Genomic DNA, 16,814 nt, shown 5'->3' with positions numbered 1-16,814 from the left:
CCGCTTGCGGGAGAGGCCGACGCGTCCCGGGCGATGCGAAGCATCGTCCCGAGCGCGGCGGGTGAGGGCTCTCACCGCACTGGGATCGCCTCCGCAATTCTCGACAATCCCGACGCGGAGTGAACCTCCTCCGAATGAGTGGACACCTGTAGTAGGCTCATTGAGCCCGGAGGTGTCGAATGGAACGTCAACGTCGGTCATTTACCGAAGAGTACAAGCGCCAGGCCGTTGAGCTGGTGGTGTCGAGCGGTCGCTCGATCACGTCGGTAGGCAAGGAACTCGGGCTGCGCGACTCGGTGCTGCGGCGCTGGGTGGATAAGGCCGGGCAGCAGCCGGCATCGGCGGCGTGGCGCCCCACCACGCAGGCGACGCCGATGTCGGCGGACCAGGCTTCGGAGATCGCCCGGTTGCGCCAGGAGAACGAACGGCTGCGCATGGAGCGCGACATTTTAAAAAAGTCGATCGCGATCTTTGCCGGAACCCGGACATGAGCTTCCGCTTCATCGAGGACCATCGCGACGCCTATCCGGTACGATTGATGTGCGCCGTGCTCGAGGTCTCGCCGGCCGGCTATTACGCCTGGCGCGATCGCCCGGCGAGTCAGCGGACCAAATCCAATGCCACGCTGCTGGCTGCGATCCGGCAGGCCCATCACGACAGCAGCGGACGCTACGGCAGTCCCCGCGTCCATGCCGTGCTGCGGACGCAGGGCCGTGGCGCCAGCCGCGGCCGGATCGAGCGGATGATGCGCCGGCACGGTATCCGCGCCATCACGGCGCCGCCGCGCCGGGTGCGCACCACCGACAGCCGTCACGACCTGCCGATCGCCCCGAACCTGATCGCGCGCGACTTCACAGCGGAAGCCCCGAACCGCGTTTGGCTCGCCGATATCACCTACATCCCGACCGCGGAGGGCTGGCTGTATCTGGCGGCCGTCATGGATCTCTTCAGTCGAAAGATCGTCGGCTGGGCCATGCGGGATCACATGCAAGTCGAACTCGCATCCGCGGCGTTGACGATGGCCATCCAGCAGCAACGGCCGCAGGCCGGATTGATCCACCACTCCGATCGCGGCGTGCAGTATGCCTCACACGCCTATCGCGACGCTCTCACGGGCGCCGGCATCGTTGCATCGATGAGCCGCAAGGCCGATTGCTACGACAATGCCCCGATGGAGAGCTTCTTCCATACCCTGAAGACCGAGCTCGTTCACCATCGCGACTACCAGACCCGCGCCGAGGCCCAGCGCGATATCTTCGCCTTCATCGAGGGCCTCTACAACCGCACCCGGCTCCATTCCGCGATCGGATATATCGCCCCGATCGAGATGGAGCTAAAAGCCGCTTAAACCCGTCCACTTTTTCGGGGGAAGATCAGAGGCACCCCCACCCCAGCCCTCCCCCGCAAGCGGGAGAGGGAGCCCACTGCCGATGCCGAAGCATTATCCACGCCATATGCGATAGCCCTACCGCAAGCGGGGAGAGGCGAAGAAAAGGCGCCCCGGAATGACGCCCTCTCAATGCCCCGCCACCGGCTCCTTGCCGATCGCGGCGGCATAGAAACCGAACAGGAAGAAGTCGAACTGCTCGAGGAAATTGCCCGAGGTGGCGCGCAGGATGGCGCCGATGCGCGACTTGATCGCGGGTGGATTCGATGCGGCTGATCCAGCCATGGCGTTCTCCCCTTGGAAAGGCGTGGCCGGCCGGAATTCATCCTCACGGCCAGCCGACAGATTGATGCGGCTGCGACAATCTGCCTCACCCCTTCCCGCACGGTGGGAGCCGAGTCAATCGATTTGCCCGGGGAAGCTGATGATTTTTCAGGCTTTATTTTGCGTTGCAGCGATCATCCAGTTCCGGAAAGCGCTCAGCTTCGGCGCTTCGCGGCGGCCCTCCGGCGAGACCAGGTAGAAGCCGGCATCCGCCGGCAGCGCGATCTTGAAGGGCACCACGAGCCGGCCCTTGGCGATGTCGTCCTGGACGTAGGAGGTCCGGCCCATCGCGACGCCGATGCCGTCGATCGCGGCCTGGATGGTCATGAAGATCATGTCGAAGGTGATGCCGGGCTGCCTGGCGATATCGGCCGGCAGGCCCGCCGCCGTCAGCCACAGCCGCCAGTCGTCGCTATTGGCGTTGGAGGTGTGCAGCAGCGGATGGTTTCGCAGGTCCTCCGGCCGGCGCAGCGGCCTGTCGCCGCGCAGCAGTGACGGGCTGCACACGGGAAACAGCTCGTCCGCCATCAGCCAGTCGGCACGCAGGCCCGGCCACTGGCCGCGGCCGTAGCGGATCGCGGCATCGACGTCGTCGCGCTGGAAGTCGACGAGGCTGGTCGATGTGGTGATGCGGACATCGATGCCGGGATGCTGTTCCTGGAAATCGGTGAGCCGCGGCAGCAGCCATTTTGCGGCGAGCGAAGCCAGCGTCGACACCGTCAGAACCTTGTCGTCGTCCTTACGCAGCAGCCGATCGGTGGCCAGGCGCAGGTCGTTGAAGGCAGCGCGGACGCCGGGGAGGTAATCCCGCGCTTCCGGCGTCAGCGCCAGGGCGCGGTTCTGCCGGACGAACAGGCGGATGCCGAGCTCCTCCTCCAGCCTCCGGATCTGATGGCTGATCGCGGTCTGGGTCACGTTCAGCTCGGCCGCCGCCAGCGTGAAGCTGAGATGGCGCGCGGCGGCCTCGAACGCCCGCAATCCGTTCAGGGACGGCAATCTGGCAGTCATCTGGCAGCAGGATACATGACGTTATTTCATGCGAAAAGGTACAAATTGTCGTTTGTCGCGGCGCAACAGAGAGCTGATATTAGCGGTCAAGTTAGCTCCAGGAGCTGAAGATGTCTACGTTGACCCAGAATTCGATGACAAATCATCATGCGCCAAGTCTGCTCCACCAGATCGGCGACACCCTCCACCTCTGGCACGAGCGCTACCGTAACAGGCGCGAGCTCACCAACTGGACCGCCCGGGATCTGCAGGACGTCGGCCTGTCCTGGTCCGACATTGCCTATGAGGCCGACAAACCCTTCTGGCGGGCCTGATAGGCCGCCAGGCCGGCGCCGCCTGAGTGTGGGGGCGCCGGCGGTCCCCTTTTCGCACGGTGCCGGTCATGAGCACGCTTCGCCTCGAAGATCTCAGGCAATATTCGGATACGCTGCGCACCCGGCAGGGTGAGGCCGTCACCGTTCGCTTCGTCGAGCCGCGCGACACCGAAGAGCTCCAGCACTATTTCCGCTCGCTCTCGACCCGCTCCCGCTACAACCGCTTCTTCGGCGCGATCAGCGAATTGCCGAAGGGGCTGCTGCACGATTTCCTCGAGATCGGTGAGCGCGAGCGCTTCACCGTGGTCGCGACCATGATGGTCGACGGCTTCGAGACCATCGTCGCCGAAATGCGCTATGCGCTGCATCCTGAAACCGCGACGCTCGAGTTCGGCCTGTCGGTCGATGACCGCTGGCACGGCCACGGCATTGCCACCGCGCTTCTGAAGAATCTCGAATGCCGCGCCGCCGCGCTCGGCGCCGAGCGCATCTTCGGCGAGACGCTGCGCTCCAACGAGACCATGATCTCGCTCGCCCGCAAATCCGGCTTCGCTTTCGTCAACCATCCCGACGATTGGAAGCTGGTGCGCTTCGACAAGAAGATCGCGGTCACACCGAAGGACATTCCCTGTGCGAGCTAGCGCCTCGCTGCGCTTTCCCGTCAGGCCGACAGCCCCTCAGCCTCGGCCTGACACCACTCGATGCCCGGCTTGCTGCCGGGCATTTTTTTGCGCCGCCTACTTCCCCGTGAACACCGCCTTGCGCTTCTCGATGAAGGCCTGCACCGCCTCCTTGTGATCGGCGGTCGTGGTGAGGCGGATCAACCGTTCGGCCTCGTGATCCCGGGCGGTCGCGAAGTCGAACAGCACGGCCTCGTCGAGATTGTCCTTCATGTAGCGCAGCGCGAGGCGTGGGCCTTCGGCGAGCGATTTGGCCAGCGCGAAGGCCTCCGCTTGCAGCCTGTCGTCGGGCACGACGCGGTTGACGAGGCCGATGGCCTCGCACCTGACAGCATCGACACGATCGCCGGTGAACATCAATTCGCGCGCCCGTGCGGTGCCGACCAGCCGGGTCAGCAGCCAGGCGATGCCGTAATCACCGCTGAGCGCGATGCGGGCGTAGCCGGTGGCGACGAAGGCGGATTGCGCGGCGATGCGAATGTCGCAGGCCATGGCGATGGCGAGCCCGGCGCCGACCGCGGGGCCGGGCAGGGCGGCGATGGTCGGCTTGCGCACCGACACCAGCGCGCCGGTGAGCAGCCGCTGCCGCTCCTGGAGATCGGCGATACGATCGTCGAGCGACATCTCCAGCTTGTTCGGATCACGATGCGCGCCCATGCCCTTGACGTTGCCGCCGGCGCAGAATGCTTCGCCCGCGCCCGTGAGCAGCAGCGCGCCGACATCAGGGTTCTCGCCGCAGCTCCGGATCATCGTGCGCAGCGCTGGCGTGAGCGTGTCCGATAGTGAATTGCGCGCCTCGGGCCGATTCAGCGTGATGACAGCGACGCGGTCGCGGATCACGCAGAGCAGTTCATCGGTACCGGTATCGATGGTGGTTTCCGTCGTCATGTCGCTCCCTTATTCTTCCGTCATTGCGAAGAGCCCGCGACAAAATTGCGAAGCAATTTTGCGCTGGCGACGAAGCAATCCAGTCTGTATCCGCAGAGATATCCCTGGATTGCTTCGCTGCGCTCGCAGTGACGATTGTTGTGACAAAACACCGTCTCAAAAATTCTCCACCCACGGCCGCAACTCCAGCTCCCAGCTCCAGGCGCTGCGCGGCTGCTGCAGTACGTTCCAATAGCTCTGCGCGATCGCGTCGGGGTCGAGCATCGAGTCCGGCTTGTCGGCCGGCTCGGTGCGCGCCGCGCTGCGGATCGCGCCATCGATGACGAAATGCGCGACATGGATGCCCTGCGGCGACAATTCGCGCGCCATGCTCTGCGCGAGCCCGCGCAGCGCGAACTTGCCCATCGCAAAGGGCGTCGACTGCGCATAGCCCTTGACGCTGGCGGAGGCGCCGGTGAACAGGATCGCGCCGTGCTTGTTCGGCAGCATGCGTTTGGCCGCCTGCTGCGCCACCAGGAAGCCGCCATAGGCGCTGACCGCGATCGCCTGCGCGACTTCGGCAGGGACCAGGTCGAGGAACGGTCCGCGCGTGCGGCCGCTGGCGTTGTAGACGACGAGGTCGGGCGTGCCGATCTCGCGCTCGACCAGGCCGAACAGCCGCTCGACCTCCTCAGGCTCCGTGGCGTTGCAGGCATAGGCCTTGGCCCCGGTCTCGGTGCAGAGCGCGCCCAGCTTCTCGATCTTGCGCGCGGCAAGGGCGACGCGGATGTTCTGGGCGGCAAACAGCCGCGCCAGCGACGCGCTCAATCCTTCGCCGGCGCCGACGATGAGCGCGATCTTGTATTTTGGGTGTTCCATGGCGTGATCTCTCGGAGACAGGAAGCCGTTGATCTATGCATGGTCCGCGCGGACAACCAGCCGGGGCGGTCACAATTCCGCAGGGCGAGTTGCTCCCCCGCGGCGATCATGCCGCCCTGACGATTTGCGGCTTTATCCGCATCCGCCTCTGGAGCATGATCGACATCATTCCAAGCGGCAAGCGCAAAGAATTGCCGTCGGGCGGAAACGAAGAGGACGATCATGCACAAGCCGGTCCCAGCGCAGCCAGCACGTGTCGCGGCCGAGCCGTCCGGCCTGCTGGCGCCCGACACGTCAGGCATGAATTTCTACCGCGCCGATCCCGCACTGACGGACCTCTTGCGCATCCATCTGCCGGACACGCTGTTCCGCCATATCGAGCCGCATCTCGATCGCCTCGGCGAACTCGCCGGCGGCCCGCTCGACGAATGCGCGCGGCTTGCCGACCGGCATACGCCCATCCTGCATCAGCGCGACAAGTTCGGCCGCGACGTGCAGTGGATCGAATATCATCCAGCCTATCGCGAATTGGAGAAGGTTGCGTTCGGTGAGTTCGGCATCCACGCGCTCTCGATCCGCAAGGGCATCATGGGTTGGCCGGACAAATATCCCGTGGTCGCCAAACACGCCTTCACTTTTCTGTTCAACCAGACCGAATTCGGCATGGGCTGCCCGATCAACGTCACCGACGGCTGCGCCAAGCTGCTGGCGAATTTCGGCAGTGAGGCGCTGAAGGCCAAATATCTCGATGGTCTCACGCAGACGGATATGAGCAAGCTGACGCAGGGCGGCCAGTTCATGACCGAGAAGGAAGGCGGCTCCGACGTCGGTACGCTGACCACGCGCGCGGTGCAGGAGGGCGACCATTGGCGCCTCTATGGCGAGAAATGGTTCTGCTCGAATGCCGACGCCAAGGTCGTGATGCTGCTGGCGCGGCCCGAAGGCGCCGGCCCCGGCACCCGCGGTGTCGGCCTGTTCCTGATGCCGCGCTTCCTCGATGACGGCGCGCAGAACCACTACCGCATCGTGCGTCTCAAGGACAAGCTCGGCACGCGCTCGATGGCCTCGGGCGAGATCAAGCTCGAAGGCGCGATCGCCTATGCGGTCGGCAAGCTCGATCGCGGCTTCGTGCAGATGGCAGAGATGGTGAACTCGTCGCGGCTCTCCAATGGCGTCAAATCCGCCGCGCTGATGCGCCGCGCCTATCACGACGCAATGACGGTCGCGAAGAACCGCGTGGTGTTCGGCAACCGTATCATCGACCTGCCGCTCGGTCGCCGGCAGATGCTGAAGATCATGCTGCCGGTCGAGCAGGCGCTGTCGATGAGTTTCCTCACCGCGGACGCGCTCGATCGCGCCGAGGCCGGCAGCCAGGATGCGGCGGCGCTGTTGCGCATTCTCACACCAACGCTGAAGTTCCGCGCCACGCGCGATGCGCGAAAGGTCTGCGGCGATGCGCTCGAGGTGCGCGGCGGCATCGGTTATATCGAGGAGTTCGCCACCGCCCGCCTGCTGCGCGATGCCCATCTCGGCTCGGTCTGGGAAGGCACCGGAAACATCGTCGCGATCGATGCGCTGCGGCGCGCGGTCGGCCGTCATGGCGCGGAATCCGCGCTGGCCGCGGATCTGCATGCCCGGCTCGACGACAGCGCGTCCGTGCCGCAGGCCTGGCGCGATAATCTGCGCGGTCTTGTCGATCGTGCGGTCGGCTTCGCACGCGAGGTCGCGGGCAAGGCCGACAACGAGGCGGACGCGCGTCGCGCCACCAGCCTGCTCTATCATGTCACCAGCGCCGTCGCGCTGGCCTGGGAAGGGCATCGCATCCACGACATGCGCGGCGACGCGCGCCGGCTGTTACTGTCGCGTCTCGTGATCGATCACCGGGTGTCGCCGAGCGATCCGTTCCGGCTGACGGAAAATCCAGTGCAGCAGAAGATCGCCGCGCTGCTGCTCGGCGATCGCGACGCCGGCATGAGCGAGGTTGGCGAACTGGTTCTGGCGGCGTAGGCTCTCCACCTCTCCCGTAGGGAGAGGTGGAGTCCCCCGCACTCAACGAAATTATAACAAGGAGGAAACACCGATGAAGGCCGCCGTCCTCTATGAAGTCAACCAGCCGCTCGTCATCGAGGACATCAGCCTGCCGAAGCCGGGCCCGCGCGAGGTCCTGATCCGCACGGCGGTCGCCGGCCTCTGTCACTCCGATCTGCACTTCATGGAGGGGCTCTATCCGCATCCGCTGCCCGCGGTGCTTGGGCACGAGTCCGCCGGCGTGGTCGAACAGGTCGGCTCCGACGTCACTTACGTCAAGCCCGGCGATCACGTCGTCACCTGCCTCTCGGTCTTCTGCGGCACCTGCGACAATTGCACGACGGGGCGCACCGTGCTCTGCACCGACACGACGGTGAAGATGCTGCCGGGTGTCTCCAACCGGATGCAGTGGGCCAGACCAGAGAAGCTGCACCAGTTTCTCAACCTGTCGTCCTTCGCCGAGCAGATGCTGGTGCACGAGAACGCGATCGTCAAAATCCGCAAAGAAATGCCGCTAGACCTCGCCGCGCTGATCGGTTGCGGCGTCATCACTGGCTACGGCGCGGTCGTGAACACGGCAAAGGTGACGGCCGGCGAGACCGTGGCGGTGATCGGCTGCGGCGGCGTCGGCATGGCCGCGATCAACGGCGCGCAGATCGCCGGCGCCGGCCGCATCATCGCCATCGATACCAATCCGGCAAAACTCCAGCTCGCGACCAAGCTGGGAGCGACCGACATCATCAATCCCGCCGACGGTGACGTTGTGAAGCAGGTACGCGATCTCACCAATGGCGGCGTGCATCATGCCTTCGAGGTGCTCGGCCGCAAGGAGACCGCGGAGCAGGCCTTTGCCATGCTCGCCTCGGGCGGCACTGCGACGATCGTCGGCATGATCCCGTTCGGCCAGAAGATCGAGCTGCACGGCTTCGACTTCCTGCGCGAGCGCAAGATCCAGGGCTCCTCGATGGGGTCGAACCATTTCCGCGTCGACATGCCGCGCCTGGTCGATTTCTACCTGCGCGGCCGGCTGCACCTGGAGGACTGGATCTCGGCCAAGCTGAAGCTAAACGAGATCAACGAGGGCTTTGCCAACATGAAAGCCGGCAAGACGCTGCGCAGCGTGATCGTGTTCGATAGCTGACGCTGGCGTTTGCCGGCTGTTCGGGCGTTGTCGCGCCAATTCAGGTGTCTTCGCCCGGCTCGACCGGGCGATCCAGTACGCCGCGGCGGCAATTGTGTGAACGAACTGCCGCCGCGAGGAGCCCTTGCGACGAAGCAATCCAGAACCGTTCCGCGGTGACTTCGCGGAGCCTGTCATCGGGCCGCGCTTCGCGCGGACCCGTTGGCTCGCAATGACGGGGAGGACTAGTCATCAAACATCTTCGGCGGCAAGAACCCGCCGAACTCGCGCTCGATCAGTTCGGCGAGCTTGAGCGGCGTGCGGTCCTCGAGGAACGGCCCGATGATCTGCACGCCGACCGGCAGGCCGTCCTTCGACAGATCGAGCGGAATGGCCGTTGCCGGCAGGCCCGTCAGCGTGGCGATGCCGGGCCAGGCAAGCTGGTCCGGATAGACATGGTCCTTGCCGTCGATGTTGATCCGGCGCGTCTCCTGCTGCGGCGAATGATCATGCGGATAGGCCGGTGTCGGCATGATCGGGCAGATCACCGCATCGAATGTCCTGAACAATTGCCGCCATTGCGCGCGCAGCCCAGGCCTGATGCGTGTACGTCATGCCGCGCAGCCGCTCTGCCGTAAGGCTCTTGTCCTCAGGTGAGAGTTGCGCCGCCCCCACACGCGCGCCGGCGAGAATGTCCGGCGGAAAGAACGCGCCGAGAAAGCTCATCAGCATGCGCATGTAGAGGCGCGAGGCTTCCGTGAAATCCGGAAACAGCGGGCTCTCGCGTGCGACACGCGTGCCCATGCTCGCCAATCGGCACGCCAGCTTCTCGATCGCGCCGCGAACGTCAGCATTCGCTGGCAGCAACGGGTGGCTGTCGATCACCAGTACCCGAAAATCCTTCAGCGCGTAGTGTCGCGCTTCCGGCAGCACGAGCTTGTATCCGATGCCGAGGTCCAGCGGATCGGGGCCTGCCATCACCTCAAGGAGCAGGGACAGATCGGCCGCACTCCGCGCCATCGGGCCGATCACCGCCATGTCGCGCTCCATCGGGATCGCCGGAAATGGCGGCGGCGTATGGCCACGCGTCGGGCAGAGATTGTAGGTCGGCTTGTGCGCATAGACCCCGCAATGGAAGGCGGGCACCCGCAGCGAGCCGCCGATGTCGGAGCCGAGCGAGAGCGGTCCGTAGCCGGCCGCGAGTGCCGCAGACGAGCCGCCCGATGAGCCGCCAGGCGTGCGGTCGAGATCGAATGGATTGTTCGTGGTGCCGTAGATCTCGTTGTAGCTCTGCCAATCGCCCAAGCCGACGGGAACGTTGGTCTTGCCGAGGATGATGCCGCCGGCGTTCTTCACCCGGGTGATCGACAGTGCGTCCTCCGCCGGCTTGAAATCCTTCTGCGGCGTCCAGCCCCAGGTCGTGGGCAGGCCTGCGACGTTGAAGGACTCCTTCACGGTGACGGGGAGGCCGAGCAGCGCTTTGCTTTCGCCGCGCGCCAGCGCACCGTCCGCCTCGCGCGCGGCGCCGAGCGCGCGATCGAAATCCCGGACGCAGATCGCGTTGATCTTGCCGTCGTGACGCTCGATACGGGCGATCGCATCCTGCGTGAGCTCGACCGCCGAGACCTTCTTCGCACTCAATGCGGCCGACAGCTCGACCGCACTCTTGAAACTCCATTCCGATTTGGCCACGGCGCTTCTCCCGCTCTGATTGTTGGACGATGATGCGCAGTTTGGCCGAATGCCGCAACGGCTGTTTGATCGCGATTGATATGTGGGCGGGACGGAGCGGACGGAGTTCAAGAACTCGCTGTCATCGCCTGGCTTGACCGGGCGATCCAGTATTCCAGAGGCCTTCGTTGGAGAACTCGCTCTCACCATATCTGGCGCGGCGTACTGGATCGCCCGCTTTCGCGGGCGATGACAACGGAGGGTGAGGCGACTACGCCGCCCCGATCACGATCCCCACCGCCAGCACGATGGCGCCGCCGAGCACGATCTGGAATACGGCCTGGAGGAATGGTGTGTCCATGTAGCGCGCGCGGATGAAGGCGATCGCCCACAATTCGAAGAACACGACGACGCAGGCGATTGCGGTTGCGATCCAGAATGCGTTCGCCCAGCTGTCCGGCACGAGATAGGGCGCGGTGTGGCCGAGTCCGCCGAGCGTCGTCATTGCGCCGCAGGTGAGGCCGCGCAGCCAGGGCGAGCCGCGCCCAGTCAGCGAACCGTCGTCGGACAGCGCTTCCGCAAAGCCCATGCTGATGCCGGCGCCGATTGATGCGGCAAGGCCCACCAGAAATGTCTGCCAGTTCTGGTGCGTGGCGAAGGCGGCCGCAAACAGCGGCGCCAGCGTCGAGACCGATCCGTCCATCAACCCGGCGAGGCCCGGCTGCACATATTGCAGCACGAACATCCGTCGCCGCGTCCGGTCTTCCTTGGCGCGCACGTCGGGCTTGAGGATCTCGTCCGTCAGTCTGGCGGCAGTGTTCTCGTGGCTCTTCTCGGCCTCGGCGAGGTCGCCGAGCAGCCGGCGGACGTTGACGTCCTCGGCCTGCTCGGCGGCCTTCGCATAAAAGCGCTCGGCCTCGAGCTCCATGGTCTCGACTTCTCTGCGGATCGTATCGAGCGCCAGGTTCTTGGTCAGCCAGATCGGGCGGCGGCGCAAAAAGCCCTTGACGTCCTCGCGGCGGATCGGCGGCAGGTGCTGGCCGAAACGCTGCTCGTACATTTCCAGTAGCATGTGCCGATGGCCGCGCTCCTCCTCAGCCATCTGCTCGAACAGCTTTGCCGAATCCGGATAGCGCTCCTTCAGGTCCTCGGCGAAGGTCATGTAAATGCGACTGTCCTCCTCCTCGGAGGAGATCGCGACCGCAAGCACCTCGCGCTCGGTCAGATCGGCAAAATTCTTCACGACGGCCCTGTCACGAGTTTAGAATTATTCTAAACGATATAGGACGCCGCGGTTCCCCGGTCAAATCAGCCGGTGCCGGCCTTTGCGAGGAAGTCCAGCAGCAACCGGGTGACTTCGGCAGGCTGCTCCTGCTGCACCCAATGACCGGCGCCGTCGACGAGATGGCAGCCGAGCATCTTCGTGCAGGCGCGCGCCTGCATCGCCTCGAACACGCCGGGGCGCTGATAGGTGCCCCAATCCTGCTTGCCCGAGATGAAGCAGGAGGGCACGTCGATGCTGCGGCCAGAGAACAGTTGCAGTTCGCGATTGAAAGCGCCCGACGTACCGCAGCGATACCATTGCAGCCCACCCTGGAATCCGGTGCGGCCATATTCGGCGGCGTAATAGGCGAGCTCGCGATCGGGCAACCATTGGTTGGCGGCGATCGCGGCCGGCGACGGCATCTCTTTCGCCACCGTCTCAGGCATGGTCTCATTCAGGTCCATCACGTAATAGGTCGGCAGCTTCGCCAGTTCGTTTGCCGACCACGATTCCAGCGGGTGCGGCTTGTTGCCGGTCCAGTCCGCGCTCTTGTGATGATAGTAGGCGCGTAGGAAATCGTGCACGCCCTGGGGCGCGCGGTGCATGTCGCCGTTGGCCGCGCGAGTCGAATAGTACCATTGATAGTGTTTTCGCGGGCGCGGCAGCGCGGCAAGCTCGCGATGCACTGCGTCTTCGGCCGCAGGCTTTGCCGGCGTGTCGACTGTGTTGAAGGGCAGCGGCGGCGGTCCGCCGAACGGCGCGCTCATCATCGTCACCGAACGGAATACGTCGGGCCGCACCAGCGCGCACCAGGCCGCGACCGGGCTGCCGAAATCATGCCCGACCACATCAACCTGCCGGTAGCCGAAAGCCGACACCAGGGCGAGCGCATCACGCACCAGGTTGAAGAGCGAGAAGGGCGCGAGATCGTCGTCGTACTCGGCGCTCCATCCCGTCGTGCGTCCATAGCCGCGCTGGTCCGGCGCGATCACGTGATAGCCGGCGGCGGCGAGCGCCGGCATCACCTTGCGCCAGGAGAAGGCCAGCTCGGGAAAGCCGTGCAGCAGGAGGATGCAGGGCCGGCCCTTGGTCTCGAAGCCGGCTTCCAGCACATGCACGCGCAAGCCGTTGATGCCGTCGACGTAACGCGAGCGAATGCTGGCGGGAAGCGGGATGTCGGGGAGCGTTGTCATCGTTTCCTCCGTGAGGGCGGAGCTCTTACCCTCCCCTGGAGGGGGAGGGTCGATCGCGCAGCGCGAGCGGGGTGGGGTGATCTCTCCCCACGGGCAGTGTTCAACGAGGATAGACCGTCACCCCACCTGGGTTCGCATTCCGCTTCGCTCCATGCGAACCCATCCTCCCCCTCCAGGGGAGGATGGGAGTTCGCAGCGCGAGCCGTCCTAGATCAAACCGCCGCGCAGACGAATCCGCTGCCCTTGCGCTTGATCTTCCCGACCGACGGCGAGGGGAAATGCGCGGTGCAGCACAGCGTGTCGCTGTCGCAATAGCGCTCCAGGAAGCTGCGGCGCGTTTTCGCCGCCGTGGCCTGATCGACGTCGAACTTCATCGACAGCTCGGGATAGAGCGCCTGCAGCGGCGAGTGGATGAGATCGCCGGAGAACACCGCATCGTCCTTGCCGCGTCCGATGGCGAAGGCGACATGGCCCGGCGTGTGGCCGGGCGTCGGCAGGATGCGGATGTGATCGCCGATCTGATGATCGCCGCCGACGAGTTCGTGGCGCCCCGCCTCCACCACCGGCAGCACGCTATCGGCAAAGGGCGGGACCTCCGCCTTCGCATTGTTCTCGGTCCAGTAGTCGAATTCCCGCTTGGCGAAGACATAGCGCGCCTTGGGGAAGGTCGGCACCCAGCGGCCGTTCTCGAGCCGGGTGTTCCAGCCGACGTGATCGGCATGCAGATGCGTGCACATCACGAAGTCGATGTCGCCCGCCGAAACCCCGGCGGCGGCGAGGCCGCGCAAATAGGTGTCGTCGGTCTTCAAGTGCCATTTCGGCCGCTGCGGCCGCGGCTTGTCGTTGCCGATACAGCTGTCGATCAGGATGGTGTAATGCGGCGTCTTCACCACGTAGGACTGGAAGCACAGGATCAGCGTGTCCTGCTCGTCCAGTGCCTTGGCCTGCCGCATCCAGGCCCGATTCTCGGCCAGCACCTCCGCTGTCAGCCCGGGAATGAACTCCAGCGCCGAGAAGAAGGGGACTTCTTGCTCGATGACGCGATGGATGGTGAGATCGCCGACCGAGTATTTGAGGCTCATGAGAGCTCCTGCGATTTACGCTGGAGGCGGCACCGAGATTTTCACGGAGGGCCGCTCCAGCATCTTCTGATGGAAGGCGTCGAGCTTGGGATAGGCCTTGCGCCAGCCGCAATCGGCGAAGCGGAAGTCGGCATAGCCGAGCACGCAAACGAGGCCGATCTGCGAGATGTCGAACGGGCCGTTCAGCACCTCCGGCATGTTCTCGAAGCGCGCCATGCCGGTCCAGGTCCTGTTCCAATGGTCGTCCGACCAGGCCTGCCATTGCAGGCCCTGCGGCCGCACCATCTTCTCGTAGCGGCACAGCAGCATGGAATCGAGCATGCCGTTGAGCAGCGAATGGTTGGTCTTGGCCTTCCAGCGCCGCGGCCCGTAGTCGGGGATCAGGCTGCCGCCGGCGATCTCGTTGAGATATTCGACGATGACGTAGGAGTCCAAAATCACGTCGCCGTCATTGGTGATCAGCACCGGCAGCTTCTTCAGCGGCGTGATGCGCGAATAATCCTCATTGGCCGTGCCCGGCGCGACGGTTGCGGGCACGAGCTCGATCTTGTCGATCAGCCCGAGCTCGATCGCCGCGATGCGCACCTTGCGGGCGAAGGGCGAGGCGGGGGAGAAGGTGAGTTTCATGTGAGTACCTTGACGAATATCCGGCAGTTGTTTCGTCATTGCGAGCGAAGCGAAGCAATCCAGGCTGTCTCCGGGGAAATAGTCTGGATTGCTTCGTCGCTTCGCTCCTCGCAATGACGGTGTGGCAACAGCTGTCGTCGCAGCTTACGCCGCGATGATCTCCTGGCGCTGCTCGCCGAGACCTTCGATGCCGAGCGTGACGACGTCGCCGACATTGAGGAAGGTCGGCGGCTTCATGCCGAGGCCGACGCCGGGCGGGGTGCCCGTGGTGATGATGTCGCCGGGCAGGAGCGTCATGAACTGCGAGACGTAGGAGACGCACTTCGCCATGGAGAAGATCATGGTCTTGGTCGAGCCGGTCTGGCGACGCTGGCCGTTGACGTCGAGCCACATCGACAGGTCCTGCACGTCCTTGATCTCGTCCTTGGTGGCGAGCCACGGCCCGAGCGGGCCGAACGTGTCGTGCGACTTGCCCTTGGTCCACTGGCCCAGGCGCTCGGTCTGAAAGTTGCGCTCGGAGACGTCGTTGCAGACGCAATAGCCGGCGACGTAGTTCAGCGCGTCGGCTTCCGAGACATATTTGGCGGGGGTGCCGATGATCGCGGCGATCTCAACCTCCCAGTCGAGCTTGGTCGAGCCGCGCGGCTTCTCGACCGCGTCGTTCGGGCCGGACAGCGAGGTGTTCGCCTTCATGAAGATGATCGGCTCGCTCGGGATCGCAGCGCCGGTCTCCTTGGCGTGGTCGCTGTAATTGAGGCCGATGGCGACGAATTTCGAGATGCCGGTGACCGGTGCGCCGAACCGCGGCTTGCCCGACACCGCGGGCAGCGAGGCGGGGTCGAGGCCTGCCAGCTTCTTCAGGGTATCAGGCGAATAGGCTTCACCGGTCAGGTCCTTCACATGCGCCGACAGGTCGCGCAACTGGCCGGATCTATCGATCAGGCCGGGCTTTTCCGCACCCTTCTCGCCGTAACGAACAAGCTTCATTCTCGTTTCTCCCTGGGAATGGACCGATCGGTTAAACAGCTTCATGGAACAGGGCGGCGGGAAATTCAACCGCCTAGAGAGGAGCGCATTGCTGCCAATCCTTGGAGGGTGGGCAAAGGCGCCGAGCGCCGTGCCCTCCAATTCGATCGGTGGCTTGCATTGGTGGGCAGGCCTCCGCCTTCGCTCTTCGAGCTACGGCGGACAAGTCGTTTTGCCCACCCTTGTAATAGCGCAATCAGATATTGTCGGCGTGTTCCGTGAGGAATGGCCTGCCGCGGCTGCAACCCGCGGCAGGCCGCTGGCGATCGGATCGCGCCCACCCTGAGCAGTTTGTGGCTGCCCCGTAGCAGGATCGCGCCAGCACCTTCATCGGACCCGGATGGTTGCCGGAACAATCAGGTTCGCTTCACAAGGCAGGGTCGACGAAGATGGCACAGACTAGCACGACGACAGCGGGAATCGATACGTCCAAGGCGAAGCTCGACATTGTAGTTCATGGTCGAGACGAGGGTTGGGAGGTCGCCAACGACCTTCCCGGTTGGCGGAAGCTGGTGCAACTGCTGACCAAAGCTGGCGTCAAGCGAGTCGGGATCGAAGCGACCGGCGGTTACGAGCGTGGGGTAGTGGAGCATTTGCGTGCGGCCGGCGTCATCGTGCTGGTGCTGCAGCCGATCCAGGTCAAGGCGTTCGGCCGCTCCCGATTGCGTCGCGCCAAGAACGATACGCTGGATGCCGCGCTGATTGCTGCCTGCGCGGCATCGCTCGAAGAGGTGAGGAGTGCGCCGGATCCGCGCTTGGCGGAGCTCGCCGAGCAGCTCACCTTCCTCGAGCAGATCGAGGACGACATCAAGCGCTTCAAGACCCGGCTCGAGCATCTCGATAAGCCTGGGCTACGCCGCATCGTGCTGGATGACATTGCCCGGTTGAAGGCAAGGCGGCTCTCCCAAATCCGTCACATCGCCAAGCAACTACGCGCTCACCACGATCTCGCTGTCCGCCTTGACCTCGTGATGAGCATTCCCGGGATCGGTGAGCGCACGGCACTGGCCCTCCTGGTCCGCATGCCTGAACTCGGCCGTGTCAGCCGGGAGGAAGTCGCAGCCCTTGCCGGGCTGGCTCCCTTCGACAACGATAGCGGGCAGTACAAGGGCCAACGCCGTATCGCCGGCGGCCGCGCTCGCCTGCGTCGCTCTCTGTTTGCGGCAGCCCTGCCTGCGGCCTTCCGCTGGAATAAGGCCGTCATGGCCCTCTATGCCCGCCTGACTGCGGCCGGAAAGGCTCACAATGCCGCTCTCATCGCATGCGCGCGCAAGCTGCTCATCTATGCCAACACCGTCGTGCAACGCGGAACGCCGTGGACTGAAAAACTCCTCGGCGTTTAAT

General features: G+C 64.7%; 14 protein-coding genes and 2 pseudogenes. 6 read left to right on the top strand and 10 right to left on the bottom strand.

All coding sequences use genetic code 11. The features are described 5' to 3' along the window. Window positions 1–179 precede the first annotated feature (179 nt). Window positions 180–1,348, top strand: a protein-coding gene (locus XH85_RS42885; protein WP_128936750.1) for an IS3 family transposase whose coding sequence is annotated in 2 segments (ribosomal slippage) — window positions 180–468 and window positions 468–1,348 — 1,170 coding nt in all. Because the reading frame shifts where the segments join, the coding sequence is not laid out codon by codon here. Window positions 1,349–1,537: 189 nt separating this feature from the next. On the opposite strand, the pseudogene XH85_RS42880 reads toward XH85_RS42885, so the two are convergent. Together XH85_RS42880 and XH85_RS42875 are read right to left on the bottom strand one after the other, a co-directional pair. Beyond that, window positions 1,538–1,672: pseudogene (locus XH85_RS42880) on the bottom strand (citrate-proton symporter); the annotation flags it as partial. Window positions 1,673–1,819: 147 nt separating this feature from the next. Continuing rightward, the gene (locus XH85_RS42875) at window positions 1,820–2,719 is read right to left on the bottom strand and encodes a transcriptional regulator GcvA (RefSeq protein ID WP_128936749.1); all 900 of its coding nucleotides are present in this window, start codon (window positions 2,717–2,719) and stop codon (window positions 1,820–1,822) included. A 110-nt stretch (window positions 2,720–2,829) separates the two neighbouring features. Between XH85_RS42875 and XH85_RS42870 the strand changes: the two genes are divergently transcribed. Together XH85_RS42870 and XH85_RS42865 are read left to right on the top strand one after the other, a co-directional pair. Next, complete coding sequence (locus tag XH85_RS42870) at window positions 2,830–3,033, top strand: DUF1127 domain-containing protein (protein WP_128936748.1); 204 nt, start codon at window positions 2,830–2,832, stop codon at window positions 3,031–3,033. A 68-nt stretch (window positions 3,034–3,101) separates the two neighbouring features. Continuing rightward, window positions 3,102–3,674 carry a GNAT family N-acetyltransferase gene (locus XH85_RS42865; RefSeq protein ID WP_128936747.1) on the top strand — a complete coding sequence of 191 codons (573 nt, stop codon included), beginning with the start codon at window positions 3,102–3,104 and terminating at the stop codon, window positions 3,672–3,674. 96 nt (window positions 3,675–3,770) lie between these two features. Here XH85_RS42865 and XH85_RS42860 read toward each other — a convergent pair whose 3' ends face one another. Further along, window positions 3,771–4,601, bottom strand: a complete 831-nt coding sequence (locus XH85_RS42860; RefSeq protein ID WP_128936746.1) for an enoyl-CoA hydratase — start codon at window positions 4,599–4,601, stop codon at window positions 3,771–3,773. 156 nt (window positions 4,602–4,757) lie between these two features. Further along, complete coding sequence (locus tag XH85_RS42855) at window positions 4,758–5,459, bottom strand: SDR family oxidoreductase (RefSeq protein ID WP_128936745.1); 702 nt, start codon at window positions 5,457–5,459, stop codon at window positions 4,758–4,760. Window positions 5,460–5,681: 222 nt separating this feature from the next. Between XH85_RS42855 and XH85_RS42850 the strand changes: the two genes are divergently transcribed. Both XH85_RS42850 and XH85_RS42845 read left to right on the top strand, forming a co-directional pair. Further along, the gene (locus tag XH85_RS42850) at window positions 5,682–7,466 is read left to right on the top strand and encodes an acyl-CoA dehydrogenase family protein (protein ID WP_128936744.1); all 1,785 of its coding nucleotides are present in this window, start codon (window positions 5,682–5,684) and stop codon (window positions 7,464–7,466) included. Window positions 7,467–7,539: 73 nt separating this feature from the next. After that, window positions 7,540–8,628, top strand: coding sequence for a Zn-dependent alcohol dehydrogenase (locus XH85_RS42845; RefSeq protein WP_128936743.1), 1,089 nt, complete (start codon window positions 7,540–7,542; stop codon window positions 8,626–8,628). Between the two features lie 224 nt (window positions 8,629–8,852). Here the strand turns inward: XH85_RS42845 and XH85_RS42840 are convergent. The 6 genes and pseudogenes from XH85_RS42840 to XH85_RS42815 form a co-directional block, all read right to left on the bottom strand. After that, window positions 8,853–10,299 (bottom strand): annotated as a pseudogene (locus tag XH85_RS42840) (amidase). A gap of 250 nt (window positions 10,300–10,549) precedes the next feature. Beyond that, window positions 10,550–11,521 carry an iron exporter MbfA gene (gene mbfA / locus XH85_RS42835; RefSeq protein ID WP_128936742.1) on the bottom strand — a complete coding sequence of 324 codons (972 nt, stop codon included), beginning with the start codon at window positions 11,519–11,521 and terminating at the stop codon, window positions 10,550–10,552. A 65-nt stretch (window positions 11,522–11,586) separates the two neighbouring features. Next, window positions 11,587–12,735, bottom strand: coding sequence for an alpha/beta hydrolase (locus XH85_RS42830; protein ID WP_128936741.1), 1,149 nt, complete (start codon window positions 12,733–12,735; stop codon window positions 11,587–11,589). Between the two features lie 212 nt (window positions 12,736–12,947). After that, entirely contained in the window at window positions 12,948–13,817 is an 870-nt protein-coding gene (locus XH85_RS42825) for an MBL fold metallo-hydrolase (protein ID WP_128936740.1), read from the bottom strand. A gap of 15 nt (window positions 13,818–13,832) precedes the next feature. Further along, on the bottom strand, window positions 13,833–14,444 hold the full coding sequence (locus XH85_RS42820; RefSeq protein WP_128937622.1) for a glutathione S-transferase family protein: 612 nt from the start codon (window positions 14,442–14,444) through the stop codon (window positions 13,833–13,835). A gap of 144 nt (window positions 14,445–14,588) precedes the next feature. Then, window positions 14,589–15,431 carry a fumarylacetoacetate hydrolase family protein gene (locus tag XH85_RS42815; protein WP_128936739.1) on the bottom strand — a complete coding sequence of 281 codons (843 nt, stop codon included), beginning with the start codon at window positions 15,429–15,431 and terminating at the stop codon, window positions 14,589–14,591. A gap of 428 nt (window positions 15,432–15,859) precedes the next feature. Here XH85_RS42815 and XH85_RS42810 point away from each other — a divergent pair, with 428 nt between their 5' ends. Then, window positions 15,860–16,813 carry an IS110 family RNA-guided transposase gene (locus tag XH85_RS42810; RefSeq protein ID WP_128930866.1) on the top strand — a complete coding sequence of 318 codons (954 nt, stop codon included), beginning with the start codon at window positions 15,860–15,862 and terminating at the stop codon, window positions 16,811–16,813. Window position 16,814 lies beyond the last annotated feature (1 nt).

Source organism: Bradyrhizobium zhanjiangense, from assembly GCF_004114935.1.
In the GTDB taxonomy this organism is placed as follows: domain Bacteria; phylum Pseudomonadota; class Alphaproteobacteria; order Rhizobiales; family Xanthobacteraceae; genus Bradyrhizobium; species Bradyrhizobium zhanjiangense.
The sequence above is the reverse complement of the archived record's forward strand: the minus strand, read 5'-3'. Positions and strand labels throughout refer to the sequence as shown.

Bases quoted from the DNA above. Each gene is read 5' to 3' on its own strand.
- XH85_RS42845 (WP_128936743.1), top strand. From the start codon at position 7,540: ATGAAGGCCGCCGTCCTCTATGAAGTCAACCAGCCGCTCGTCATCGAG.
- XH85_RS42860 (WP_128936746.1), bottom strand. From the start codon at position 4,601: ATGACGACGGAAACCACCATCGATACCGGTACCGATGAACTGCTCTGC.
- XH85_RS42815 (WP_128936739.1), bottom strand. From the start codon at position 15,431: ATGAAGCTTGTTCGTTACGGCGAGAAGGGTGCGGAAAAGCCCGGCCTG.
- XH85_RS42830 (WP_128936741.1), bottom strand. From the start codon at position 12,735: ATGACAACGCTCCCCGACATCCCGCTTCCCGCCAGCATTCGCTCGCGT.
- XH85_RS42875 (WP_128936749.1), bottom strand. From the start codon at position 2,719: ATGACTGCCAGATTGCCGTCCCTGAACGGATTGCGGGCGTTCGAGGCC.
- XH85_RS42820 (WP_128937622.1), bottom strand. From the start codon at position 14,444: ATGAAACTCACCTTCTCCCCCGCCTCGCCCTTCGCCCGCAAGGTGCGC.
- XH85_RS42850 (WP_128936744.1), top strand. From the start codon at position 5,682: ATGCACAAGCCGGTCCCAGCGCAGCCAGCACGTGTCGCGGCCGAGCCG.
- XH85_RS42825 (WP_128936740.1), bottom strand. From the start codon at position 13,817: ATGAGCCTCAAATACTCGGTCGGCGATCTCACCATCCATCGCGTCATC.
- XH85_RS42865 (WP_128936747.1), top strand. From the start codon at position 3,102: ATGAGCACGCTTCGCCTCGAAGATCTCAGGCAATATTCGGATACGCTG.
- XH85_RS42810 (WP_128930866.1), top strand. From the start codon at position 15,860: ATGGCACAGACTAGCACGACGACAGCGGGAATCGATACGTCCAAGGCG.
- XH85_RS42870 (WP_128936748.1), top strand. From the start codon at position 2,830: ATGTCTACGTTGACCCAGAATTCGATGACAAATCATCATGCGCCAAGT.
- XH85_RS42855 (WP_128936745.1), bottom strand. From the start codon at position 5,459: ATGGAACACCCAAAATACAAGATCGCGCTCATCGTCGGCGCCGGCGAA.